Raw genomic sequence first — 23,842 nt, 5'->3', positions numbered from 1 at the left:
ACGTGGTTACGCGGCCAGCAATCCCTTGCCGTCATGACCCGCGATGGTGACAGTCTGGATCTCGCCCCGCTTCACAGGCGATGCGAAACGCACCAGGGTAAACCCCTCCGTACGGCCGAGCTGGTTTGCTTCGATCAGCACGTTGCGGCGGGTGCCGACCTGTTCGGTCAAGTGCCGCAACAGGGCGGCCTCGCCCCGCTCGCGAAGCCTGCGCGCCCTGTCCTTCACCACGTCGCGAGCCACTTGGGGCATCTTCGCGGCAGGGGTGCCGGGGCGGGGCGAGAAGGGAAAGACGTGAAGATGCGTCAGCCCGCATTCCTCGACGATGTCGAGGGAGCGCGAGAACATGTCCTCGGTCTCGGTCGGAAAGCCCGCGATGATGTCGGCCCCGAACACCATGTCGGGGCGCAAGCGTTTGACCTGCTCGCAGAACGCGATGGCGTCGCCACGCAGGTGCCGGCGCTTCATGCGCTTGAGCACCATGTCGTCGCCGGCCTGCAGGGAGAGATGCAGATGCGGCATCAGACGGCTCTCGGTGGCGATCATGTCGAGCAGATCGTCATCGGCCTCCACCGAGTCGATGGAGGAGATGCGTAAGCGTTCCAGTTCCGGCACGTGGCGCAACAGGCTCTTCACCAGGGTGCCGAGCTTCGGCTCGCCGGGCAGATCGACGCCGTAGCTCGTGATGTCGACCCCGGTGAGCACCACCTCGCGCGAGCCGTGCTCCACAAGGGTGCGGACCTGGCTCACCACCTCGCCCATGGGCACGGAGCGGGAATTGCCGCGGCCGTAGGGAATTATGCAGAAGGTGCAGCGGTGGTCGCAGCCGTTCTGCACCTGCACGAAGGCGCGGGTGTGCCCGCGCAGGCCGTCGATGAGATGCATGGCGGTTTCCTTGACCGCCATGATGTCGTTGACGAGAACCTTCTCAGCTTGACCCACGCCGAAATCGCGCAGGCCGGCCCAGGTGTTGGCCTTCATCTTCTCGTGGTTGCCGATAACCTGCGACACCTCGGGCATCGCCGCGAAGGTTTCAGGCTCCACCTGCGCGGCGCAGCCCGTCACGACGATGCGGGCATCGGGCTTTTCGCGCGCGATCCGGCGGATGGACTGGCGCGCCTGGCGCGATGCCTCCGCGGTCACGGCGCAGGTGTTCACGACGACAAGATCGCCGAGGCCCGCCTCCTCCGCATGGCGCTGGATGGTCTCCGACTCGTAGATGTTGAGCCGGCAGCCGAAGGTGACGACCTCGACCGCCATCAGGCCGCTCCGGCAAACAGGGCGGGCGAGAGGGTTCCCTCGTGCTCCAGCTCGGTCGGGCCGGTCATGAGCACGTGGCCGTCGCTCTCGCGCCACTCGATGACGAGATCGCCGCCCGGCAGCGACACCACGGCCCTGCGGCCGGTGAGCCCCTTGCGCGCTGCGGCCACGACGGTGGCGCAGGCGGCAGAGCCACAGGCGCGGGTGGCGCCTGCTCCGCGCTCCCAGACGCGGAGCAGGATGTGCTCGGGGCTGGTGACCTGGGCGAACGAGATGTTGGCGCGTTCGGGGAAGACCGGGTCGCGCTCGAGAACGGGGCCGATGGCGGCAAGATCGTAGGCGAGCGCGTCCTCGACCCAGAAGATCGCGTGCGGGTTGCCCATGCTGACCGCCGAAGGGCCCTGAAGCTCGGGAGCCTCGGGCAGCTTGCTATCGACGGCGATGCTGCGCGTGTCCGGGTAGGGGTCGCGCAGGGGAATCTCGTTCCAGGCGAGACGCGGCGGGCCCATGTCGACGGTGAACACGAGGTCCGACACGCGCTCCACGGGCAGAAGCCCGGCCCTTGTTTCCAGCACGAGACCCTCAGACAGGGGACGGCTCATGGCGGGATCGCTCATCATCGCCCAGGCGACGCAGCGGGTGCCGTTGCCGCAGGCGCCGGACTCCGAGCCGTCCGTGTTGTAGATGCGCATGTAGGCGTCGGTGCCGGGGGTGACCGGATCGTGCAGCACCATCAGCTGGTCGAAGCGCGAACGCGGGTCGGCCGCGATGGCGCGCGCTTCAACCGGGGTGACGCGGTGGCTCGATCCGCGCAGGTCAAGCACGGTGATCTCGTTGCCGAGACCGTTCATTTTCAGGAAACGGCTGTTCGAAAGGGCGCTCATGGGGCCGTATATGGCTTAAAAAGGCAGAAATCGCGAGAGGGCAGACGTCGCAAAGGATTGAATGCCTCTGCGGCAACATCGTCAGAAGGCCTGCACGATCCGGGGGATGCTGGTGGCGATGATCAGGCAGCCGACCCCGATCATCAGGGGGCGGGTCGGCACGCGGCTCACCACGAACCCGCCCAGGGGAGCTGCCAGAACGCCGCCGGCGATAAGGCCTGCGGCCGAGCTCAGCTCGGACCAGCCCAGGGTCACCATGAAGGTCGCGGAGATGACCAGGGTGACGAGAAACTCCGTCAGGTTCGTGGAGCCGATCACCTGCCGGGGAGCATGACCCCGCCCGATCAGGGAACTCGTGACGATGGGACCCCATCCGCCCCCGCCCATGGCATCGAGCAGGCCGCCGCCCGCCCCGATCCACGGCACGAGCTTGTCGCGAACCTCCCGCGGCCAGAGGGGGCGGAAGGCCTTGAAGACGATGTAGACGCCGATCCCCATGAGATAAGCTGACACCAGAGGCTGGACTGTTTTCGCATCGATATTGGACAGGACGAAGGCCCCGATGACTCCGCCGAGCATGCCGGCCGGTGCGAGCCGGGCCACGAGCCGCCAGTTCACGTTGCGGTGGACCACATGGGAGGTGCCCGAGGCCGCCGTGGTGAAGATCTCCGTCACGTGGGTGACGGCGCTGGCGGTTGCGGGCGGCACCCCGAAGGCCAGCAGGCTCGTGGTCGACAGGACCCCGAAAGCCATGCCGAGCGCCCCGTCGACGAGCTGAGCCAGGAAGCCGACCAGGGCAAAGATCAGAAACTCTTCCGTCATCGAGCAGCCCGGAGCATGAGGAGGCTCAAGCATAAGCCAGGGCCTAAGCTTCGGTGCGGGCTGGGGAATGTCAACCAGAGGATTTTTTAGGCAGTCTCAGGGTTTGGGCCGCCTGCTGCAATCCGCCCCGCCACAGCGGCGCGAGGACACTCTCGCGGCTTTGCGCAAAGCCTCCTATGTTGCTGCAAGGTATCTTTTCGTGATTCGTGGGTAAGGCGTTACTCTCATGCGGCTGCGTTCCCTTCCTGTCGTTCTGGTCCTAGCCCTGTGCTCTGGGTTCGCCCTGGCGCAGACGCCCCCTGCGGCGGAGACCTCCCCTTCGGCTCCCGGGGCGGGTGCCCCGGCAGCTTCGGCTCCAGCCGTCGCCCCCATCACGCCTCCTGCCGCTCCGAGCCCCGCTCCGGCGGAGGCTCCGGCACAGCCGCAAACGCCGGTGACCGCGCAGCCGGCTCCCGCCGCGCCTGCGCAACAGGCGGGACGCACGACCCTGTTCCCCAACCCGAGCGATCCGACCGGGGTGGAGGAGGGCGTGCTCGCCGCAAAACCCACGGCGGTGCTCGCGGGCACCAGCACCTGGGACGAGGCCTTCGACAACCTCAAGACCACCTTCACCAAGATCGAGGACGAGCTGAAGAAGGCCGGGATCGCCCCCACGGGCCGGCCGCTCACCATCTTCGTCGACACCGACGACAACGGCTTCAAATACGAGGCGATGGTGCCGATCGCCGGGGCACCCGAGGGCAAGACCGAGCTGACGCCTCAGATCAAGTTCGGCAGGACGCCGGAGGGCAAGTCGTTCCGTTTCGTGCACAAGGACGCCTACGACGAGATCGACGGCACCTACGAGACCATCACGGCCTATCTCGACATCAAGGAGATCGTGGCGAAGGACGCCTTCATCGAGGAATACGTCAGCGACTTCACGGATTCGCAGGACACCAATTTCGAGGTGAACATCTACGTTCAGCCGAAAGAATGATCGCGCTCCTCGATCTCGACGGAACCCTGACCGATCCGAAGACGGGCATCACCCGCTCGGTCCAATATGCCCTTGAGCGCTTGGGGCGTCCCGTTCCTGAAGCGGACGCGCTGACCTGGATGATCGGGCCGCCGCTGATTGCAGGCTTCACGGAGCTTCTGGGAGGGTCCGACGATGCGCAGGACGCCGTGCGCTTCTACCGCGAGCGCTACGGCGATGTGGGATTGTTCGAGAACGAGGTTTATGCGGGCATCCCGGCCTTGCTTCAGGATCTGCGGGAGGAGGACGTCCGTCTCTATGTGGCGACCTCGAAGCTCCAGGTTTTTGCCCGGCGGATCCTCGATCATTTCGAGCTGTCGCAGTTCTTCTCCGAGATCTATGGCTCGGAGCCGGACAACCGGAATGCCGACAAGCGCGATCTCATCCGGCACATCCTCGAGCAGGAGCGCTTCGATCCGGCACGCGCCGTCATGATCGGCGACCGGAAGCACGACGCCATCGGGGCGAAGGCCAACGGGCTTGCAACCATTGGCGTGACCTGGGGCTACGGCTCACGGCAAGAACTGATTGAAGCAGGCGTTGCCTGCCTCGTGGATGCTCCCCACGAGCTGCCGGAGCTGATCCTTAGTCCGACGGCGCCCATGCCTCGCCAGGCCTCAGCGCCCTGAAACGCTCAGGCGGGATCCCCGCCGCCTGGAGCGCCGCCGCCAGCTCCTGCGGCGGCTCGTCGACGCCCTCGTTGGTGAGCCGGAACGTGCCCCAATGGTGGCCCAGCGCCTGCTCGGCCTCGACGATGCCCAGCACCTTCACGGCATCCTCGGGGTTCATGTGCTGCGGCTCCATGAACCATCGCGGCTCATAGGCGCCGATGGGCAGGTGGGCGAGGCGGGGCTTGCCGAAGCGCTCGCGAACGCGGTGGAAAATCTTGCCGTCGCCGAAGCCCGTATCGCCGATGTGGTAGATCGTGCCTGCCGGCGTGGTGAGCACATAGGCGCACCAGAGCGCCATGCGCCGGTCGTTGATGCCCCGCGCCGACCAGTGATAGGCGGGCTCGAAGTGAGCGGTGACGCCATTGCCCAGATCGACGGACCCGCCCCAGTCCCGCGTCTCGACCGGGATCTCGGGATGCTCGGCCTGGATCACCGCGTCGTTGCCGAGGGGCGCCACGATCTTCGGGCGGTCTCGCTGCCAGAGCCTTCCCAGGGTGTCGGTGTCGAGATGGTCGTAATGGTTGTGGGTGATCAGCACCACATGGATCGGCGGCAGGTCCTCGAAGGCGATGCCCGGCGGGTTGACCCGCTTGGGGCCGGCGAAGGAGACGGGGCTCGCCCGCTCGGACAGCACCGGATCGGTGAGGATGTTGAGGCCTGCCACCTGGATCAGAAACGAGGCGTGGCCGATCAGCGCCGTTCGCAGGCCCTGGACCTCGGCCGGGGGCTTGTCCCGGAAGGGACTCGGGAAACTGTCCGGCCAGTCCTTGCGCCCGCCGCCGAGCTGCCAGCGGAGAAGCTCCGTAAATCCCTTGTCCTGCGGCTGGCCCGGCGAGAAGAACCGCACCCCGTCGAAATGATCCGTCACCGGGCCTTCGTAGTAGCGGTTCCTCGAGCGCGCAGCGGTCATCCAGCCCAGGGCTCCGGTAGCGGCAATGACGGGAAGGCCCAAGGCCTTGAGAAGGGTGCGGCGATTCATGAGAGCAGGGTTCCTCGGAGCAGGATTCCTCGGCGAAGCTTTAAGCGTGGGGATGGGAGGGCAGATCGGCAAGGGTTCGAAGCGGCAAGGGTTCGAACGCAACCGAGTATAACGGCGTCCCGGACGCCAAAGACGATCCGGGATCGCAAGACGAGAACGGTGCTTTGTCCTGAACACGATCCCGGATCTTCGCTGCGCGTCGTCCGGGATGACGGTGCCCGCGCCCCGGGGACTCCAGATCTTCGGGCTTATTCTTGACTCTTGCGCTCCTTTCCCTTAAGCGCTGACCGCAAATCTGTAGAGCGAGCCCTTTTGAGCCGCCGACCAGCCCGAGAGGCTGGAGGTCAACGTCCGACAGCGCGATGCGCCCTCGGGCGCGCTTCCATTTGGGTTTCCCCTACGCCGTCGCGACCAGAATAAGCCCGGTCACGACGAAAGAGGACGAAGGATGTCGAACAGCACATTGCGCATCGAGGACGCGGTCAACGAGACCTGCCCGTGGTCGGGAAAGCCGATCGCGGCGGATTCTCTCACCCTTTACCGGGGCGAGGTCGTCGGCTTCTGCAATCCGGACTGCCGCGACAAGTTCAAGGCGGCGATCGACCACTTTGAAAAATCCCTCAGCGATCGCGATGTACCGCTCATCGCAAGAGGAATTGATTGATCATGTTCGAAGGCCTTTCCGATAAGCTTTCCAATATCCTCAACGGGCTGACGCGCCGCGGCGCTCTCACCGAGGAGGATGTGAACGCGGCCCTGCGCGAGGTTCGCCGCGCCCTGCTCGAGGCGGACGTGGCCCTCGAGGTGGTGCGCTCCTTCACCGACAAGGTGCGGGCCCGCGCAGTCGGCGCCGAGGTCGTCAAATCCGTTTCTCCCGGCCAGCAGGTGGTCAAGATCGTCCACGACCAGCTCGTGGAGATGCTGGGCGCGGACGCCGAGGTCATCAGCCTCAACGCGGCCCCGCCGGTGGGCATCCTCATGGTCGGCCTGCAGGGCTCGGGCAAGACGACGACCACCGCCAAGATCGCCAAGCGCCTGACCGACCGCGACAAGCGGCGCGTGCTCATGGCCTCCCTCGATACCCGCCGTCCGGCGGCCCAGGAGCAGCTCGCGGTTCTCGGCAAGCAGGTGGGCGTCGATACGCTTCCCATCGTGGCCGGCCAGACGGCGGTGCAGATCGCCCGGCGCGCCATGGAAGCCGCGCGCCTTGGCGGCTACGACGTGGTGATGCTCGACACAGCCGGCCGCGTTACCGTGGACGAGGCCCTGATGGTGGAGGCGGCGGAAGTGCGCGCCGCCACGGGCCCGCATGAGGTGCTGCTCGTCGCCGATGCGCTCACCGGCCAGGACGCGGTCAACACGGCCCGCGCCTTCGACCAGAGGCTGGGCGTCACCGGCATCGTGCTGACCCGCATGGACGGCGATGCCCGCGGCGGCGCCTCGCTCTCGATGCGCGCCGTGACGGGCAAGCCGATCAAGCTCATCGGCACGGGCGAAAAGGTCGATGCGCTGGAGGAGTTCCACCCCTCGCGTGTCGCCAACCGCATCCTCGGCATGGGCGACATCGTCTCGCTCGTCGAAAAGGCCGCCGAGAACTTCGATCAGGCGCAGGCTCAGCGCATGGCCGAGAAGATGCGCAAGGGCAAGTTCGACCTGGAGGACCTGCGCGACCAGCTGGCCCAGATGGAAAAGATCGGCGGCCTTTCCGGCATGATGGGCATGCTCCCGGGCGTGGCCAAGATGAAGGCGCAGCTGGAAAACGCCAATCTCGACGACCGCATCATCAAGCGCCAGCGCGCCCTCATCGACTCCATGACGCCGGCCGAGCGCCGCAACCCGGACATCCTGAAGGCATCGCGCAAGAAGCGCATCGCGGCGGGTGCGGGCGCCAAGGTCGAGGAGATCAACAAGCTCCTCAAGATGCACCGCCAGATGGCCGACGTCATGAAGATGATGGGCGGCGGCAAGGGCAAGGGCATGGCGGGCCAGCTCGGCAAGATGTTCGGCATCGGCGGCGGTGGCGGCATGCCCCAGCCGACGCCGGAGCAGATCGAGGCCCTGCAGAAGCAGATGGGCGGCAAGCTGCCCGACTTCCCCGGTGGCGCGGGCGGTCTTCCGTCCATGCCGAAGGGCGTGCCGGGCCTGCCCGGACTCGGCGGAGGCAAGATCCCGGGTTTTCCCGGCATCGGCAGCCTCCCGTTCGGGAAGAAGAAGTGAGTTTTAGGATGACAGCTGCTGAGCTTCTTCAGCGCGCTCACGCGCTGTCAAAGAGATTGGAAGATGCGGAAATCTGGAACGAAATCCGCCTCTTTCGAGAGGACGGGATCACCGTTCTCGCCCGTGTTCCCGGTGCATACTGGGAGATTGATCTGCTCGAGGACGGCATGACCAATGTGGAAGTGCTTCGGTCCACGGGTGACCTGGAGGATGAATCCTCTATCGAACGCCTGATCAGCGAATTTGGTGAAAAGCCTAAACACTAGGAGAATAAAATGTCCCTGAAGATCCGTCTCACCCGTGGTGGTGCCAAGAAGCGTCCTTACTACCGCATCGTCGTCGCCGACTCGCGCTCCCCGCGCGATGGCCGTTTCATCGAGAAGGTCGGCACCTACGACCCGATGAAGCCGAAGGATGACGCCGGCCGCGTCGTTCTCGAAGTCGAGAAGATCCAGGCTTGGCTCGCCAAAGGCGCTCAGCCCACCGACCGCGTCCTGCGCTTCCTCGACAACGCCGGCCTCATGAAGCGCCCGGCCCGCAGCAACCCGCAGAAGGCCGTGCCCGGCAAGAAGTCCCAGGAGCGCGCCGACGCACGGGCTGCCGCTGCGGCTGCAGGCTCCGAAGGCGAGGCTGCGTAAGCACCATGACGAAGAAGGAGCGTTTCCAACAACGCTCCACCTCATCCCTCCCCCAGGATCCGTCAAAGGATACGCAAACCGGGAACAACCGGCTTGCGTCGGGGCAGGGCAGGGGTGGGGGTGCTGGCGTCAAGGCAACCGACCATGGCGCCAGCACCCCCACCTCCATCTCCTCCCAACAAGGGGGAGGAGGTGTCTCTCCGGCGCAGCGAGGCGACCTCGTCCTCGTGGGCGAGTTCGGCCGTGCCCAGGGCCTGAAGGGCGAGGTGCGGCTGAAATCCTATACGGGCGACCCGCAGGCGCTTGCCGGCTACAGGCCGCTGATCGCCGCCAATGGTCGGCTGCTGACCCTGAAAGGGGTGCGGCCCGCGCCCGGCGCCGCAACGGATATGCTCGTCGCGCAGGTCGATGGCGTCACAACCCGTGAGGCCGCCGAGGCCCTCAACCGGGTGCAGGTCTATCTGGAACGGAGCAAGCTCCCGCTCCCGGACGAGGAGGATGAGTTCCTGCTCGCGGACCTGATCGGTCTCACCGTCCAGAACGAGGCCGGCGAGGCTATCGGCACCGTGGTCGACGTTCCCAATTACGGCGGCGGCGATCTTCTGGAGATCGCCCCCATGCCGAACGGCCCAACCGCCCTGCTGCCCTTCACCAAGGCCTTCGTGCCCCACGTCGATATTTCGGCAAAACGCATCGTAGCCGTTCCTCCGGACGATTTTTTCGAGCCTGCCAAATCCGAGCCTGAGGACGAGGCGTGAGTTTCGACGCCACCATCCTGACCCTTTACCCCGACATGTTCCCAGGCCCCCTCGGCATGTCCCTGTCGGGCGATGCGCTCGCGCGGGGCGTCTGGTCGCTCGCGGCCCGGAACATCCGCGACCATGGGCTCGGCCGTCACCGCGTCGTCGACGATACGCCCGCCGGCGGCGGTCCCGGCATGGTGCTTCGCTGCGACGTGCTTGGCCAAGCCATCGACGCGAACGTTCCTGAGAACGATCCCCGGCCGAAACTGCTCATGAGCCCGCGGGGTCAGCCACTCACGCAAGCCTTTGCGCGCGAACTCGCGGCGGGTCCCGGCGTCGTGATCGTCTGCGGCCGCTTCGAAGGCGTGGACGAGCGCGTCATCGAGGGCCGCGGCCTCCAGGAAGTGTCGATCGGCGACTACGTGCTCTCCGGCGGCGAGATGGCCGCGATGATCGTGCTCGACGCCTGCGTGCGGCTCTTGCCCGGCGTCATGGGCAAGGAGGCCTCCGGCACCGAGGAAAGCTTCGAGGCGAACCGCCTCGAATACCCGCATTACACACGCCCCCGCGAATGGGAGGGCCGCTCTATTCCCGACGTGCTGCTCTCCGGCAACCATGCGATGATCCAGCGCTGGCGGCGCCAGGAATCGGAGCGGATCACCCGGGAGCGGCGGCCGGACCTGCTGGAGCGGTAGAACTAGTGCGCGGCGGCATTGCCGGGCGATTTGCTCAACCCAAGCCGCCACTTGAGATTGACCCCGGCACTGCCGAGCAGGATCAGCACGATGCCGCTCCACTGGTTCAAGGACAGGTCGCGGCCATAGGCGATGAAATCCACCAGGATGGCGACCGCCGGATAGGTGAAGGATAGCACCGCGATCACCGGCGTCGGCAGGTTCTGAAGCGCTGAGTACAGGAAAATGTACATGATGCAGGTGTGAACCACCCCGAGCGCCAGCAGGTAGGCCCATTGGGCAGTCTCCATCGGCAGCCTGGAGAAGTCGGCAAGCGGCAGAAGCATCAGGGTTCCGAGAACTGCCTGGACCAAGGCGATCAGGTGCGGCGGAACCCCCTTGAGGCGCTTGATGATCACGGAGGCCACCGCGTAGAGGAAAGCTGCGCTTAAGGCCTGAACGAGCCCGACGATATAGCCGCCCGTCCAGGCCGTGCTGCCGGATTCGATCTGCGTCACCATCAGAAGCCCGATGAAGGCTAGCGCAATGAAGCCCAGGGCATCGGCCGTCGGCCGCTCGCCGAACAGGATCATGCCGAGAAGGATGAGGAAGAAGGGCTGGGTGTTGTAGACGGCCGTTGCAATCGAGATCGACGCATGGCCGTAGGAGGAAAACAGCAGCACCCAGTTCAGCACGATGGCAGCCCCGCTCAGGAGCGCGAGCGAGAGGGTGCGCGTGGAGAAGCGCCAGGGCACGAGCAGGCCCTTGGCCCAGCAATACAAGAACAGGCTCATGGCGCCGAACAGGCAGCGGAAGAACACCACATTCCAGACGCTCTGTTGGGACTCGACCACGAAGAACCCGATGGTGCCCGACAGCGCCATCGCGATGATCATCTCCAACCGTCCGGAAAGCCTCAATGGCCGTTTCATGGCTGCACCTCGTTGAATGAGGGCAGAACTTTATCTTCCAGGTGAAAGGCCGTACCTTAGTGTTCGAAAACGGAACCGGCTTTTCACCTTCGAAGCAATGGCACTTTCAGCGAAGAACCTCAGAAACAAAAATCTCACCCTGGACGAGGTGGATCAGGCGCTGATCGCCCTCCTCACCGACAATGCCAGGCTTCCCACGGCGGAGCTCGCCCGCAGCGTCGGGCTGTCGGCCCCAAGCGTCGCCGAACGGCTGCGACGGCTCGAGGAGGACGGGGTGGTCAAGGCCTACACGGTCGAGCTCGACCCGAAAGCCCTAGGCTATACGCTGACGGCGATCGTTCGCATCCGGCCGCTGCCGGGCCAGCTGCATGCGGTCGAGCGACTCCTGATCGAGAGCCCCGAGGTGGTCGAGTGCGACAAGGTCACCGGCGAGGATTGCTTCGTCGCCCGCTATCTCCTGCGCTCCATCGAGGAGCTCGATCCCATCCTGGAGCGGATCGCCCAGCGGGCCCAGACCAGCACCTCCATCGTCAAGACGTCGCCGGTCAAGCGAAGGCAGCCGCCCATCGGATAAAATCCCGGCGGCTGGATTTCCGCATCGACAATCCCGCCAAACTCCTGTATAGGCGCGGCCTTAACTTAAAACAGGACGCCGAAATCCAGCAGGCTTGGGCTTCCAAGACCTTGCAACGGCAGGAGTATGACAATGAACCTCATTCAGCAGCTCGAGCAGGAGCAGATCGCCAAGCTCGCCAAGACCATTCCCGAGTTCCAGCCCGGCGACACCGTCATCGTGAACGTGAAGGTCAAGGAAGGCGAGCGCTCGCGTATCCAGGCCTATGAAGGCGTCTGCATCGCCCGTTCCGGCGGCGGCCTCCACGAGAGCTTCACGGTCCGCAAGATCTCCTACGGCGAAGGCGTGGAGCGCGTGTTCCCGATCTATTCGCCGAACGTCGAGTCCATCAAGGTGGTGCGCCGTGGCGCCGTCCGCCGCGCCAAGCTGTACTACCTGCGCGACCGTCGCGGTAAGTCGGCCCGTATCGCCGAGCGCGCCGAGAAGAAGACCGAGACCCCGGCTGCCGCCGAGTAAGGTTTCGTCGAACCGGAATTTTGATAAAAGCGCGGCTCTGGCCGCGCTTTTTGCATTCCGGGGCAAGCTTTGCGGAAAGCGCCCCGCGCCAAAAATATTATTGCGCGATGCATTGCGTCTGCTATGCGATCGTTTCAAAGGCGGTGCGCGCCCGAGACACCTTTTCGTTCGGGCCGTCTCCCGCTAAACACGCCGGACAACCCTTTTTGACCGTTGGAAGAGAACCATGGCTAAAGCCCGTACCCTCTATGACAAGATCTGGGACGATCACGTCGTCGATCAGCAGGATGACGGGACGTGCCTTCTCTACATCGACCGCCACCTCGTCCATGAGGTGACGAGCCCGCAGGCCTTCGAGGGCCTGCGCATGACGGGTCGTCAGGTGCGCCAGCCGCACAAGACCCTGGCCGTGGTCGATCACAACGTGCCGACCTCCGACCGCTCGCAAGGCATCGCCGATCCCGAAGCCGCCACCCAGGTTGCGGCCCTGGCCCAAAACGCCAAGGACTTCGGCGTCGAGTACTTCAACGAGCTCGACACCCGCCAGGGCATCGTGCACGTGGTGGGCCCGGAGCAGGGCTTCACGCTTCCGGGCATGACCATCGTGTGCGGCGACAGCCACACCTCGACCCATGGCGCCTTCGGGTCGCTCGCCCACGGCATCGGCACGTCCGAGGTGGAGCACGTGCTCGCCACGCAGACGCTGATCCAGAAGAAGGCCAAGAACATGCGCGTGACCGTGGACGGGCAGCTGCCCGCCGGCGTCACCGCCAAGGACATCATCCTCGCCATCATCGGCGAGATCGGCACCGCCGGCGGCACCGGCCACGTGATCGAATACGCGGGCGAGGCCATCCGGTCCCTGTCCATGGAAGGCCGCATGACGGTCTGCAACATGGCCATCGAGGGCGGTGCCCGCGCCGGCATGGTGGCGCCCGACGAGAAGACCTATGCCTACCTCAAGGACCGCCCCAAGGCCCCCAAGGGCGAGGCCTGGGATGCGGCCGTGCGCTATTGGGACAGCCTGCGCACCGACGAGGGCGCGTTCTTCGACACGGAGATCCGTCTCGATGCCGCAAGCCTCCCCCCCATCGTGACCTGGGGCACCAGCCCTGAGGACGTGGTCTCGGTGGCGGGCGTCGTGCCGAACCCGGACGACATCCAGGACGAGAACAAGCGCCGCTCCAAGTGGCGCGCGCTCGAATACATGGGCCTGACCCCCGGCCAGAAGATCACCGACATCACCCTGGACCGCGTGTTCATCGGCTCCTGCACCAACGGGCGCATCGAGGATCTGCGGGCGGTCGCCAAGGTGGTCGAGGGCAAGCGGGTCGCCGAGACCGTCAGCGCCATGATCGTGCCCGGCTCCGGCATCGTGAAGATGCAGGCGGAGGCCGAGGGCCTGGACAAGATCTTCAAGGCGGCAGGCTTCGACTGGCGCGAGCCCGGCTGCTCCATGTGCCTGGCCATGAACGCGGACCGCCTGGCGCCCCACGAGCGCTGCGCCTCCACCTCGAACCGCAACTTCGAGGGCCGTCAGGGCTTCAAGGGCCGCACCCACCTGGTGTCGCCCGCCATGGCGGCGGCGGCGGCGATCGCTGGCCGCTTCGTGGATATCCGCACCTTCGGCTGATCTTCATGCTCTGAGAACAAACGAAAAGGCCGTGGCTCGGGCGAGCCACGGCCTTTTTCATGCGGGAAGCCTCATGGCTCAGTCGACATAGACCCGACGGCCGGCAACCACCTCGCGGCAGCGCTCCACGGGACGACGGACCACCACGCCGCTCGGGCGGACGCGCTCCTCCATTACCGTGCGGCACACGGTGCGGGTCCGGGCTGGACGCACCACGCGGCGCTCGATGACGCGCTCGCGATACCGGGGGGCGTGATGCCGCTCCTGCACCACGCGAACGCCGCCAGGGCCGATCTGCACGCCTACGCCCTGGGCCGATGCCGTGCCGGCGCCGAGAACCGTCAACCCGGCCACAGCCAGGACACCAAGAATCTTACGCATTGTTGCCTCACTATCTGTTGGCTATTCGAGGCAGTTAACGGCCAAGTGTTCCGGGCGTTCCGTTGCAAGGAGCCCACGGTCGCGCCATGGTAAAGCAAAGGTAACGATCCGCCGGAGGGATGCATGACCGACAGAGACCGGGAAGCCCGCGAGGCGCTGGAGCGTGTTCAGCGCGATTCGGAGACCCTCGGATCCTCCGCTCTCGCCCGCATGGGCCGGCGAGCCGGAGATCATTTCGGCGGCAAGGATGCGGTCGGCTCATCCGAGGACGGCGGCACCGATCCGGTCGAGCTCTGGGGCCGCCGCATCGGTCGGGGCCTGTCCCTCGTGGGCGTGGTGGTCCTCGGCCTGTGGCTTCTGGTTCAGCTCGGGATCCTGTAGCGCTATGACCACGTGGGCCGATTTCCATGCACCGTCCATCGACGATGTCGAAGCCCTGGCCGAGGCAGCCTATGCCCGCCTGCCGGAGGAGTTTCGCGCCCTCTGCGAGGGTGTCGTCATCCGGGTCGAGGATTTTCCCGACGACGAGACCCTGCGGGAGATGAGCTGCGAGACGCCCTTCGACCTGCTCGGCCTCTTCCGCGGCTTGGGCCTCGCCCAGGGCGGCGGGCTGATGCAGACCGGCCAGTTCCCCAACATGGTCTGGCTCTACCGCCGCCCGATCCTCGACTACTGGGCCGAGCACGAGGAGAGCCTGGGCCACATCGTCACCCACGTGCTGGTCCACGAGATCGGCCACCATTTCGGCCTGTCCGACGAGGACATGGAGGCCATCGAGGCGGGGGCTGCGTAATGCTTATGAAATTGCGCGAGAAGTGCGGTAGACGAAAAGTCTTTGCTCGCCGCGACCATCGTTGCCCTAGCCGTCCTTAAAAGCCTTTGATATGAGGCACCTGACAGCGGCCCGTTGGCCGCCCGAAGGATGGCAGGACCATGGACAAGTTCACCGTGCTGGAAAGCGTCGCGGCACCGCTGCGGATCATCAACATCGACACCGATATGATCATCCCCAAGCAGTACCTGAAGACGATCAAGCGCACGGGCCTTGGAACCGGCCTGTTCTCGGAGATGCGCTACCGCGAGGACGGCTCGGAAAACCCGGACTTCGTCCTCAACCAGCCGGCCTACCGCAACGCCAAGATCCTGGTGGCGGGCGACAATTTCGGCTGCGGCTCGTCGCGCGAGCATGCCCCCTGGGCCTTGCTCGATTACGGCATCCGCTGCGTGATCTCCACGAGCTTCGCCGACATCTTCTACAACAACTGCTTCCAGAATGGCATCCTGCCGATCAAGGTCTCGCCGGAAGACCTGGAAAAGCTCTTCGACGATGCCAGCCGCGGCGCCAACGCCACGCTCACCATCGATCTGGAACGCCAAGAGATCCGCGGCCCCGACGGCGGCTCGATCACCTTCGACATCGACCCGTTCAAGAAGCACTGCATGCTCAACGGCCTCGACGGCATCGGCCTCACCATGGAAAAGGCCACCGCCATCGACAGCTTCGAGAAGAAGCTGTCGGAGAGGGCATGGGCTTAACGCTTCCTCACAATCGCATTGTTCATGGCCGGGTTCGTCCCGGCCACTTGTTTTTGGCTTGCCGGAACCGAAGCCGAGCCTGAGGGGCAAACTCGATACAGCTTGCAAGACGGCCTGATTTGGGAGGATATTATTACTCCTCGCGTCAACTCTAGCCGGATCGACTATGACAAAAGGCAAGCCCCAGGTCATCAATCGTGCAGACTGGGCCTCACACCCTGATCTTTGGAAGGGGCGTGTCGAAGGGCATACGCTCGGCACCGGCGTCACCGTGCTCTTTTATGCGACCGAGGAGGTGGGCGTCGGGCCGAAATGGCACGTGCATCCCTACGACGAGATCTTCATCATCCGTCAGGGGCGAGCGCTTTTCACGGTCGGTGACGAGACCTTCTCGTGCGAAGCGGGCCAGATCGTCTTCGGACCGGCTGGAGTTCCGCACAAGTTCAAGAATCTCGGCCCAGGTGTTCTCGAGACCACCGATATCCACGTCAGTGACCGCTGGATCCAGACTGACCTTCCTGATCCTGAACTCGGCTGAGCTGCAGGAGACGGGCAGTCTGGGGCGGGCAGTCTGGGGCGAGCATGACAAAAGCGTGAGCTGCAGCCCCGTTTCCATAAGATTAACCAAATTGCCTGCAAGTTCGCGGGCATGAAGCATGTTCTCGCCCCCACTCTCCTCGCTCTCGCAGGCCTTTGCCTTGCGACGCCGGCGTCGGCCCAGGCCGATTTCGGCTCGTGCCTTGCCTCCTTGCGCAGCCAGGCTGCCGCCAAAGGCGTGTCCGGCCAGGCTTTCGACGTCGCGACCCGCGGCGTCACGCCGGATCTGACGATCCTCGATCTCATGAACAACCAGCCGGAGTTCAAGACGGCAATCTGGGACTATCTCTCGGCCCTCGTCGACGAGGAGCGGGTGCAGGACGGCCGGAACGCCATGCGGCAATGGGGCCAGGCTCTGGCTGCGGCGGAAGCGCGCTTCGGCGTCGACCGTCATGCGATCGCAGGCGTCTGGGGCGTGGAATCCAATTTCGGCAAGGATATCGGCGGCAGGCCTCTCGTGCAGTCGCTCTCGACGCTTGCCTGCTACGGCCCGCGCCGGCGCGAGTATTTCACCGGCGAGCTGATGGCCACGTTGAAAATCGTGCAGGACGGGGACATCAACCCGGCAAACTTGCGTGGCTCGTGGGCAGGCGCCTTCGGCCACACCCAGTTCATGCCGTCCACCTTCCAGCGCCTTGCCGTCGACGGCGACGGCGACGGGCGGCGCGACATCATGGCCTCCGTGCCGGATGCGGTGCATTCGACCGCCAACTTCCTCAAGAAAGCCGGCTGGGTGAATGGCCTCCCATGGGGTTACGAGGTGCGCCTGCCGGCCAGCTTCAACGCAGGCCTTGCCGGGCGCAAGAACAAGAAGCCGCTGGGCACTTGGGCCGCCATGGGCGTGACCCGCGTCGACGGGCGCCCGCTCTCGGGCAGTTATGCCGCCGGCATCATCATCCCGGCAGGCGTCAACGGCCCGGCCTTCCTGGTCACCAAGAACTTCGACGCGGTCTATTCCTACAACGCCGCCGAGTCCTACGGCCTGGCCATCGCGATCCTGGGCGACCGTCTCAAGGGCCTGCCGGGCATCCAGACCGCCTGGCCCACCGACGATCCGCCCCTGTCCCGCGCCCAGCGCCGCGAGCTGCAGCAGCTCCTGACCGCTCGCGGCTATGATGTGGGCGAGCCGGACGGCAAGATCGGCGCCAAGACCCGCGAGGCCATCAAGGACGTGGAGCGCCGCATCGGCCTCGAACCGCGCGGACGCCCCGGCGGCAAGGTGCTGGAGGCGCTGCGGGGTTAAACCCCCGCCGCCCATCGGCCAGCTTGCGGCGGCGGTGTGTTTGGGGTTGTACTGCCCCCATGCTGATCGCCATCATGACCGATATCCACGGCAACCGAGAGGCCTTCGAGGCCTGTCTCGCGCATGCGCGCCTGCTCGGGGCGGACCGCTTGATCCTTCTCGGCGATTATGTGGGCTACGGCGCCGACCCGGCCTGGGTGGTCGATCGGGTCAGGACCCTTGTGGCGGAAGGCACCGTCGCGCTCCTGGGCAATCACGACGCTGCCATCGACGGCTCGGACGAGGACATGAACAGCCTCGCCCGGGAGGCGATCCAATGGACCCGTGGCCAGCTCGGCCAGGAGCAGCGCCGGTTCCTCGAGGGCCTGCCCCTCACCCATGAGGAGGGAAGCGTTCTCTATGTTCACGCCAACGGCTATGCGCCGCGCAACTGGGACTACATGTCCGGGCCCATGGAGGCGGTTCACCATTTCAGCCGGGTGGAGGCCCATGTCACCTTCTGCGGGCATGTGCATGTGCCCATGCTCTACCACATGAGCACGACCGCCAAGATCGGCACCTTCGCGCCGGTCGCCAACAACGACATCCCGCTCCTTGCGACCCGCGCCTGGCTTGCGGTGGTCGGCGCGGTCGGGCAGCCGCGGGACGGGGTTGCGGCGGCAAACTATGCCGTCTTCGACACGGCCCGCCAGACCCTGCGCTATCTGCGCGTTCCCTATGACACAGCAGCGGCGGCCCGCAAGGTGCGGGAGGCCGGGCTGCCGGAGAAGCTGGCGCTGCGCCTCGAGCAGGGCCGCTAGCATGCGCTGGCGCCTGAGCCCGGGAACCGTGATCGACGGCTTCGAACTCCAGGAGCACTTGAGCACCGGCGGCATGGCGCAGCTCTGGACGGTGTCCCGTCCTGACGATCCGGTCCCGCTCGTCATGAAGATCCCGCTCCTGGTCGACGGCGACGATCCCCTGCCCATCGTCTGCTTCGAGACGGAGCAGATGATCATGCCGCGCCTCACCGGACCGCACGTGCCGCGCTTCGTGGCGGCAGGCCCCCTCGATCCCATGCCTTACATCGTCATGGAGCGGATTCCGGGCCAATCCCTCAAAAGCCGCCTTGAGGAGGTGCCCCTGGATTGGACGGAGGTGGCCGGGATCGGCGCCAAGGTCGCTCATGCGCTGCACGATCTCCATCTCCAGCATGTGATTCATCTCGACGTGAAGCCGAGCAACATCATGATCCGCGAGACCGGCGAGGTCGTTCTCATCGATTACGGCTTCGCCCGTCACGAGCGTCTGCCCGATCTTCTGGCCGAGGAGTTCCGCGAGCCGTTCGGCACCACCCCCTACATGGCTCCGGAGCAGGTGCTGCAGGACAGGGCCGATCCGCGCAGCGATCTCTTCGCGCTCGGCGTGATGCTGTACTTCTTCGTCTCCGGCGAGCGGCCCTATGGCACGCCTCGCGGCGGTCAGATCCGCCGGCGCCTGTGGCGCAATCCGGTTCCGCCGCGGGCCCTGAACCCGCACTGCCCGCCGTGGCTGCAGGAGGTCATCCTGCGCTGCCTGGAGGTTGACCCGGCCGACCGCTACGCCACGGCGGCCCAGCTCGCGCTGGACCTGGAAAACCCCGAGCAGGTCAGGCTCACCGAGCGTGCCACGCGGCTCGAAAAAGACGGCGGCATGAAAACCTTCCGGCGCTGGCTCAAGGCCCGTAAGGCCCAACCGCTGGAAAGCCCCAATATCGCAGGCCAGCTGTCCCGTGCGCCCATCGTGCTCGCGGCGGTCGATCTCTCGCCCGGAAGCGAGGATCTTGCCGATTCCCTGCGCATGATGGTCGGGCGCATCCTGTCCATCGAGACCGAGGCCCGCATCGCCTGCGTCAACGTCCTGAAGACCTCGCGCATCGCCGTCGATATCCTGGAGGACGAGGAGGGGCGCAGCCTCCATGTGCAGCGGCTCGTGCAGCTCAGGCATTGGGGCGCCTCCCTCGACATTCCCAAGGAGCGGATTTCCTACAGCGTGCTGGAGGCGCCGGATCCGGCAGCGGCGCTCGTCGATTACGCCCGCCACAATAACGTCGACCACATCGTGATCGGCGCAAGGGCCTCCTCCGCCCTGCGCCGTTACCTGGGGAGCGTCTCGTCCCAGGTGGTGGCGGAAGCGCCGTGCTCCGTCACCGTGGTCAGGACGCCCAAGGACCGGCGGGCGGAGAACGGCTGAACGGCCTTGGTTTAACGGCCAACGCGACAAATGCTTGCCAAGCAGCCCATTCGGTCTTTTAAGAGCCCTGCATTCTCCCACGACAGAACAGGGGTCTTCCCATGGCAACGCACAAGCTTCTCCTTCTCCCCGGCGACGGCATCGGCCCCGAGGTCATGCGCGAGGTCGAGAAGATTGTGGGCTGGTTCCGCAAGCGCGGCGTCGGCTTCGAGACCGAGACGGATCTCGTCGGCGGCTCGGCCTACGACGCGCACGGCGCGGCGATTTCGGAAGACGCCATGAAGCTGGCTCAAGCGGCCGATGCGGTGCTTTTCGGCGCGGTCGGCGGCGCCAAATGGGACACGGTGCCTTATGCGGTCCGCCCCGAGGCCGGCCTCTTGCGCCTGCGCAAGGATCTCGGCCTGTTCGCGAATCTGCGCCCGGCGATCTGCTACCCGGCGCTCGCCGATGCTTCCTCGCTCAAGCGCGAGGTGGTGGAAGGCCTCGACATCATGATCGTGCGCGAGCTCACCGGCGGCGTTTATTTCGGCGAGCCGAAGGAGATCGTGACCCTCGAGGACGGCTCCCAGCGCGCCGTCGACACGCAGCTCTACCACACGCACGAAGTGGAGCGGATCGCCCGCGTGGCCTTCGATCTCGCCAAGAAGCGCCGCAACAAGGTCTCCTCGGCGGAAAAATTCAACGTGATGAAGACCGGCGTGTTCTGGCGCCAGGTGGTCACCCGCATCCACAAGGCGGAGTTCTCCGACGTGGAGCTCGAGCACGTGCTGGCCGACAACTGCGCCATGCAGCTGGTGCGCTGGCCGAAGCAGTTCGACGTGATCGTCACCGACAACCTGTTCGGCGACATTCTGTCCGACATCGCCGCCATGCTCACCGGCTCGCTCGGCATGCTGCCGTCCGCTTCGCTTGGCGCTGAGGATCCGGCCACGGGCAAGCGGAAAGCCCTCTACGAGCCGGTCCACGGCTCCGCGCCGGACATCGCCGGCAAGGGGCTGGCGAACCCCATCGCCATGATCGGCTCCTTCGGCATGGCGCTGCGCTACTCCTTCGGCCTCACCGACGAAGCCGACCGCCTCGACACGGCCATCGCCAACGTGCTGGCCTCCGGCACCCGCACGAAGGACATCGCAGGTCCCGGCATGAATGCGGTCGGCACCCAGGATGTGGGCGACGCCATCGTCAAGGAGCTGGAGGCTCAGTCCTAAGACAAGACAAAGCCCCGGGCAGCACCCGGGGCTTTGTCTAAAAAACCATCGTTACGGAATGGAGCCGGTGGTCTCCACATCGTCGAAGGGGTTGCGGGCGCCCACGAAAGGTCCGCCGATCGGATCCGGCAGGGAGCCCTCGCCGAAGCGGTCGCGCTGGTGGCTCCAGGGCGGGTTCGTCATGTAGGACAGCTGCGGCTGCGTGACGTAACGGTTGAGGGTTCCCACAGGCGCTACAGGGCCGGGGTCCAGGAAGCTGCGGGGCTGAACGCGCAGGACAAGAGGACGGTCCTGGGCTTGCGCGTGGTCCACCACCGAGACGGTCGTGAGCGCAGCGAGCGAAGCCAGACCCAAAAGTGCGAAGCGGCGCATAGGTCAATCTCCAACAGCGGCGCGCCAACCTTTCGGTGGTGCGCCATGACAAAGTTCAAACACTGTCAGAACAAGGCGACCCTCTTAAAATGGTTCCGTCGAATCATGCCGTTCACAAGCAGGTGACAGGAAGGCAACCCATGCAGGACAAGCCTCGAACCGATGCTGCCCTTGCCGGCAAGGAGGACTTGAGCCCCTTGGGCGAGGTGCCGCTGGTGGCGGAGACCCCCGAGGAGTTTCTCGACGACGAGACGACGCCGCTGTCGCGCTTTTTCGTGCGCAACAACGGCCTGCTGCCCGAGCCTGCGGAGAATGCGGAGGCCTGGACTTTCACGGTCGACGGCGAGGTGGAGCGGCCGCTGCACCTGACCCTGGCGGAGCTGAAGAAACGCTTCTCCCACAAGACCTTTCGCATGGTGCTGGAATGCGGCGGCAACGGCCGTTCCTTCCTCGAGCCAAAGGCCGAGGGCAATCCCTGGACCCATGGCGGGGTCGGCTGCGCGGAATGGACGGGCGTGTCGCTGGGCGACGTTCTGCGCGAGGCGGGCCTGACGGAGGCGGCGCTGTTCACAGGTCACTTCGGCGCCGATCCCGACAAGACCGGGAGCTTCGAGCGGCAGGCCATGTCCCGCGGGGTGCCCATCGCAAAAGCCCTGGAGGATCACACGCTCCTGGTCTGGGCCATGAACGGCGAGCCGCTGCCCTTCATTCACGGCGGCCCGTTGCGCCTCGTCGTGCCGGGCTGGCCCGGATCGTTGAGCCAGAAATGGCTCAAGCGGATCTGGATCCGCGACCGGGAGCATGACGGCCCGGGCATGACGGGCCTGTCCTACCGCCTGCCGGTGCACCCGCTGCCGCCGGGTTCGGACGGGCAGGGCGTGGAGACCCGGATTCTCGAATCGATGCCTGTTCGCAGCATCGTCACGGCGCCGGCCGATGGAAGCTGCTATCCCGAGGGGACACAAACCGTCGAGGTCCGGGGCGCTGCCTGGGCCGGAGACGAGACGGTGGCGCGGGTCGACGTGACGGCGGATGGTGGCGCGACCTGGACGGCGGCCGACATGCAGCCCCCGCGCAACCGCTACGATTGGGTGCGGTGGCGGGTTTCGCTAACCCTGCCGGGGGACGGCTTCTACGAGATCTTCGCCCGTGCCACGGACGCCCAAGGCCGCGCCCAGCCCTTCCGCGCCGCCCACTGGAACCCGAACGGCTACGGCTGCAACGTCATGCACCGGGTGGCAATCACGGTCGGGCCGGAGGTTTGACGGCAACCGTGGTGGTGCGGGCGCCTGTCCCGCAGGCATCCGTGCGGCCGTGCTCGGCCTGGGCGAAAACCGCTCTCAGGGAAGGGCTGGCGGGGCCCGTAAGCGCGATGCCGTCAATGAAGCAGGCAAGCTGCGCCTCGTCGGGAGCGGAGGATCCGCACAGCCAGCCCTGGAAGCTGAAATCCGCCTCCGGGTCTGCATAACGGAACGCTTGGCAGGCTTGCTCCCCTTTGCCGGAGAGCGTCATGGGAGCAGCCTCCACGGAGCCGAATTTGGTCGCGACCATCCGGCCTTGTCCCTGATGCGCAACGGCGAGGCCCGCCCTGGCCGCGTGGCGAACAGTATCGACGTAGAAGCTTCCGGCGGCTTCGGTCGTACCTTGAACCAGGGCAAGCTGAGCGTAGCGGTAATCGCCGAAGCGCCCGAGGGCCACCGTATCCTCGCGCGCGCCGCTCGTGTGCTGACGCGCCTCCGAGGTGACGGAGCCGGAAGCACCGGCGAGCGCATAGACCCCAGGAGAGGGCGCCAACGGCTTCCAGGCTGGAGCCGGCGTGACCAGAACGGAGGACGGGACGGCCTTTGCCCGCCCGGCCGGGCGGGCTGTCCGCTCCTGCTCCAGGGCAAGGTAGGCCAGACCCGCGATGCTGCATGCAGACATCAGGACGATCCGCAGCCAGGGCAGGCGCGTCCGCCTCAGGCGACGGGAGGGGCGTTCGTCGACCATGTCGAACGCGTCGTCCTCATCCCATTCGGCATAGCCCGCCCTCGGCATCGCTCAACCAATCAAGCCCGTGGATCACCCCATCAACAAGTTCTACCGTAACGCTGGCGGGGTTTCGAAAGATTTTGCTAATCAAAGTAAACCAAAGCTTACCTTTTCCCGCGAACCTGACGAGCGCCCGCATGCCCGAGACCATTGTCCGCCTCGCCGATCCGCAGGATGCAGGGGCCATCGCAAAACTCGTCCATGCGCTCGAAGGCCACTACGGCGGGGAAGGCCAAGCCTGCCCGGTGGAGGACACCCTCGCCATGGTGCAGGCCTCCATGACCGAGCAGGAGGGAACGCGATATGCGCTCGCCTTTGCCGATGGTCAGCCGGTGGGACTGGCATGTTTCGCGCTGTTAAGGCCCGGCTTCCGGCTCACGGGCCTTCTTTTCGTGAAGGAGCTCTTCATCGCAGAGCCGGTCCGGGGGCGGGCAGTGGGCGCCGCATTGATGCGTTGGCTTGCCGATTACGCCCGCATCCGGGGCATCACCCGCATCGATCTCACCACCGATGGCACCAACACGGGCGCACAGGCGTTTTACGAGCGGCTTGGGGCCGAGCGGATGAATAAGGTCTTCTACCGGTTCAACCTGTCGACCGACGTGCTGACGGGCGGTTGAACGCTTGCCGCACCAGGAAACGCTTGACGCAAGCGTGTCTTTGGTGTGTTGCTGGCGCTGATCGAAGCCCGGAGCGGGCTTT

General features: G+C 65.7%; 28 protein-coding genes and 1 pseudogene. 21 read left to right on the top strand and 8 right to left on the bottom strand.

Going from position 1 to position 23,842, the window contains the following annotated elements; translation table 11 throughout:
• Positions 1-6 precede the first annotated feature (6 nt).
• The 3 genes from mtaB to JKG68_RS05955 all read right to left on the bottom strand — a co-directional run bounded on the left by mtaB (position 7) and on the right by JKG68_RS05955 (position 2,966).
• The gene (gene mtaB, locus JKG68_RS05965) at positions 7-1,260 is read right to left on the bottom strand and encodes a tRNA (N(6)-L-threonylcarbamoyladenosine(37)-C(2))-methylthiotransferase MtaB (protein WP_202056927.1); all 1,254 of its coding nucleotides are present in this window, start codon (positions 1,258-1,260) and stop codon (positions 7-9) included.
• Positions 1,260-2,144, bottom strand: a complete 885-nt coding sequence (dapF, locus tag JKG68_RS05960; protein ID WP_202056925.1) for a diaminopimelate epimerase — start codon at positions 2,142-2,144, stop codon at positions 1,260-1,262. The genes mtaB and dapF overlap by 1 nt, the downstream gene beginning before the upstream one ends.
• An 81-nt stretch (positions 2,145-2,225) precedes the next feature.
• Positions 2,226-2,966, bottom strand: a complete 741-nt coding sequence (locus JKG68_RS05955; protein WP_202056923.1) for a sulfite exporter TauE/SafE family protein — start codon at positions 2,964-2,966, stop codon at positions 2,226-2,228.
• Between the two features lie 226 nt (positions 2,967-3,192).
• Between JKG68_RS05955 and JKG68_RS05950 the strand changes: the two genes are divergently transcribed.
• On the top strand, positions 3,193-3,945 hold the full coding sequence (locus JKG68_RS05950) for a GyrI-like domain-containing protein (RefSeq protein ID WP_202056921.1): 753 nt from the start codon (positions 3,193-3,195) through the stop codon (positions 3,943-3,945).
• Positions 3,942-4,613, top strand: a complete 672-nt coding sequence (locus JKG68_RS05945; protein ID WP_202056919.1) for an HAD family hydrolase — start codon at positions 3,942-3,944, stop codon at positions 4,611-4,613. Before JKG68_RS05950 ends, JKG68_RS05945 begins: the two co-directional genes overlap by 4 nt.
• Here JKG68_RS05945 and JKG68_RS05940 read toward each other — a convergent pair.
• Entirely contained in the window at positions 4,570-5,634 is a 1,065-nt protein-coding gene (locus tag JKG68_RS05940) for an MBL fold metallo-hydrolase (RefSeq protein WP_202056915.1), read from the bottom strand. The genes JKG68_RS05945 and JKG68_RS05940 overlap by 44 nt on opposite strands.
• A gap of 448 nt (positions 5,635-6,082) precedes the next feature.
• On the opposite strand from JKG68_RS05940, the gene JKG68_RS05935 reads away from it, so the two are divergent.
• From JKG68_RS05935 to trmD, 6 genes and pseudogenes are all read left to right on the top strand, one after another.
• Positions 6,083-6,298, top strand: coding sequence for an eL24 family ribosomal protein (locus JKG68_RS05935; RefSeq protein ID WP_202056913.1), 216 nt, complete (start codon positions 6,083-6,085; stop codon positions 6,296-6,298).
• 2 nt (positions 6,299-6,300) lie between these two features.
• Positions 6,301-7,851, top strand: a complete 1,551-nt coding sequence (ffh, locus tag JKG68_RS05930; protein WP_202056911.1) for a signal recognition particle protein — start codon at positions 6,301-6,303, stop codon at positions 7,849-7,851.
• 8 nt (positions 7,852-7,859) lie between these two features.
• Positions 7,860-8,117 (top strand): hypothetical protein, encoded by a 258-nt coding sequence (locus JKG68_RS05925; RefSeq protein ID WP_202056909.1) that lies wholly within the window; start codon positions 7,860-7,862, stop codon positions 8,115-8,117.
• 9 nt (positions 8,118-8,126) lie between these two features.
• Positions 8,127-8,489, top strand: a complete 363-nt coding sequence (rpsP, locus tag JKG68_RS05920) for a 30S ribosomal protein S16 (RefSeq protein ID WP_202056907.1) — start codon at positions 8,127-8,129, stop codon at positions 8,487-8,489.
• 144 nt (positions 8,490-8,633) lie between these two features.
• Positions 8,634-9,247, top strand: a pseudogene (gene rimM, locus JKG68_RS05915) (ribosome maturation factor RimM).
• On the top strand, positions 9,244-9,927 hold the full coding sequence (trmD, locus tag JKG68_RS05910; RefSeq protein ID WP_202056903.1) for a tRNA (guanosine(37)-N1)-methyltransferase TrmD: 684 nt from the start codon (positions 9,244-9,246) through the stop codon (positions 9,925-9,927). Before rimM ends, trmD begins: the two are co-directional and overlap by 4 nt.
• 2 nt (positions 9,928-9,929) lie before the next feature.
• Here trmD and JKG68_RS05905 read toward each other — a convergent pair whose 3' ends face one another.
• On the bottom strand, positions 9,930-10,838 hold the full coding sequence (locus tag JKG68_RS05905; protein ID WP_202056902.1) for a DMT family transporter: 909 nt from the start codon (positions 10,836-10,838) through the stop codon (positions 9,930-9,932).
• A gap of 97 nt (positions 10,839-10,935) precedes the next feature.
• Here JKG68_RS05905 and JKG68_RS05900 point away from each other — a divergent pair, with 97 nt between their 5' ends.
• The 3 genes from JKG68_RS05900 (at position 10,936) to leuC (ending at position 13,561) form a co-directional block, all read left to right on the top strand.
• Positions 10,936-11,412, top strand: a complete 477-nt coding sequence (locus JKG68_RS05900) for an Lrp/AsnC family transcriptional regulator (RefSeq protein ID WP_202056900.1) — start codon at positions 10,936-10,938, stop codon at positions 11,410-11,412.
• 132 nt (positions 11,413-11,544) lie between these two features.
• A complete protein-coding gene (gene rplS / locus JKG68_RS05895) occupies positions 11,545-11,928 on the top strand; it encodes a 50S ribosomal protein L19 (protein WP_202056899.1) in 384 nt (127 codons plus the stop codon).
• Positions 11,929-12,154: 226 nt separating this feature from the next.
• Entirely contained in the window at positions 12,155-13,561 is a 1,407-nt protein-coding gene (gene leuC, locus JKG68_RS05890) for a 3-isopropylmalate dehydratase large subunit (RefSeq protein ID WP_202056898.1), read from the top strand.
• 78 nt (positions 13,562-13,639) lie between these two features.
• Here leuC and JKG68_RS05885 read toward each other — a convergent pair whose 3' ends face one another.
• Positions 13,640-13,942 carry a hypothetical protein gene (locus JKG68_RS05885; protein ID WP_202056897.1) on the bottom strand — a complete coding sequence of 101 codons (303 nt, stop codon included), beginning with the start codon at positions 13,940-13,942 and terminating at the stop codon, positions 13,640-13,642.
• Positions 13,943-14,065: 123 nt separating this feature from the next.
• On the opposite strand from JKG68_RS05885, the gene JKG68_RS05880 reads away from it, so the two are divergent.
• The 8 genes from JKG68_RS05880 (at position 14,066) to leuB (ending at position 20,737) form a co-directional block, all read left to right on the top strand.
• Positions 14,066-14,323 (top strand): hypothetical protein, encoded by a 258-nt coding sequence (locus JKG68_RS05880; RefSeq protein ID WP_202056896.1) that lies wholly within the window; start codon positions 14,066-14,068, stop codon positions 14,321-14,323.
• 4 nt (positions 14,324-14,327) lie between these two features.
• Positions 14,328-14,735: a metallopeptidase family protein gene (locus JKG68_RS05875; protein ID WP_202056895.1), complete on the top strand. Its 408-nt coding sequence runs from the start codon at positions 14,328-14,330 to the stop codon at positions 14,733-14,735.
• A 140-nt stretch (positions 14,736-14,875) separates the two neighbouring features.
• Positions 14,876-15,478 (top strand): 3-isopropylmalate dehydratase small subunit, encoded by a 603-nt coding sequence (gene leuD / locus JKG68_RS05870; RefSeq protein ID WP_202056893.1) that lies wholly within the window; start codon positions 14,876-14,878, stop codon positions 15,476-15,478.
• Between the two features lie 166 nt (positions 15,479-15,644).
• Entirely contained in the window at positions 15,645-16,016 is a 372-nt protein-coding gene (locus JKG68_RS05865) for a cupin domain-containing protein (protein ID WP_202056891.1), read from the top strand.
• 111 nt (positions 16,017-16,127) lie between these two features.
• Positions 16,128-17,318, top strand: coding sequence for a lytic murein transglycosylase (locus tag JKG68_RS05860; RefSeq protein ID WP_202056889.1), 1,191 nt, complete (start codon positions 16,128-16,130; stop codon positions 17,316-17,318).
• Between the two features lie 59 nt (positions 17,319-17,377).
• The gene (locus JKG68_RS05855) at positions 17,378-18,118 is read left to right on the top strand and encodes a metallophosphoesterase family protein (RefSeq protein ID WP_202056887.1); all 741 of its coding nucleotides are present in this window, start codon (positions 17,378-17,380) and stop codon (positions 18,116-18,118) included.
• A gap of 1 nt (position 18,119) precedes the next feature.
• Entirely contained in the window at positions 18,120-19,529 is a 1,410-nt protein-coding gene (locus tag JKG68_RS05850; RefSeq protein ID WP_202056886.1) for a serine/threonine protein kinase, read from the top strand.
• Between the two features lie 101 nt (positions 19,530-19,630).
• Entirely contained in the window at positions 19,631-20,737 is a 1,107-nt protein-coding gene (leuB, locus tag JKG68_RS05845) for a 3-isopropylmalate dehydrogenase (protein WP_202056885.1), read from the top strand.
• 51 nt (positions 20,738-20,788) lie between these two features.
• Here the strand turns inward: leuB and JKG68_RS05840 are convergent, their stop codons facing one another.
• Positions 20,789-21,109: a hypothetical protein gene (locus tag JKG68_RS05840; protein ID WP_202056880.1), complete on the bottom strand. Its 321-nt coding sequence runs from the start codon at positions 21,107-21,109 to the stop codon at positions 20,789-20,791.
• 140 nt (positions 21,110-21,249) lie between these two features.
• Between JKG68_RS05840 and JKG68_RS05835 the strand changes: the two genes are divergently transcribed.
• Complete coding sequence (locus tag JKG68_RS05835; RefSeq protein ID WP_202056878.1) at positions 21,250-22,374, top strand: sulfite oxidase; 1,125 nt, start codon at positions 21,250-21,252, stop codon at positions 22,372-22,374.
• On the opposite strand, the gene JKG68_RS05830 is transcribed toward JKG68_RS05835, so the two are convergent.
• Entirely contained in the window at positions 22,352-23,146 is a 795-nt protein-coding gene (locus tag JKG68_RS05830) for a hypothetical protein (protein WP_202056876.1), read from the bottom strand. The two genes, JKG68_RS05835 and JKG68_RS05830, sit on opposite strands and share 23 nt — an antisense overlap.
• Positions 23,147-23,277: 131 nt before the next feature.
• Here JKG68_RS05830 and JKG68_RS05825 point away from each other — a divergent pair, with 131 nt between their 5' ends.
• Entirely contained in the window at positions 23,278-23,760 is a 483-nt protein-coding gene (locus JKG68_RS05825; protein WP_202056873.1) for a GNAT family N-acetyltransferase, read from the top strand.
• The last annotated feature ends 82 nt before the right edge of the window (positions 23,761-23,842 follow it).

It is taken from the genome of Microvirga aerilata (assembly GCF_016743775.1).
Classification (GTDB): domain Bacteria; phylum Pseudomonadota; class Alphaproteobacteria; order Rhizobiales; family Beijerinckiaceae; genus Microvirga; species Microvirga aerilata.
Note: the sequence above shows the minus strand (reverse complement) of the source record. Positions and strands in the feature narration are given on the sequence as shown.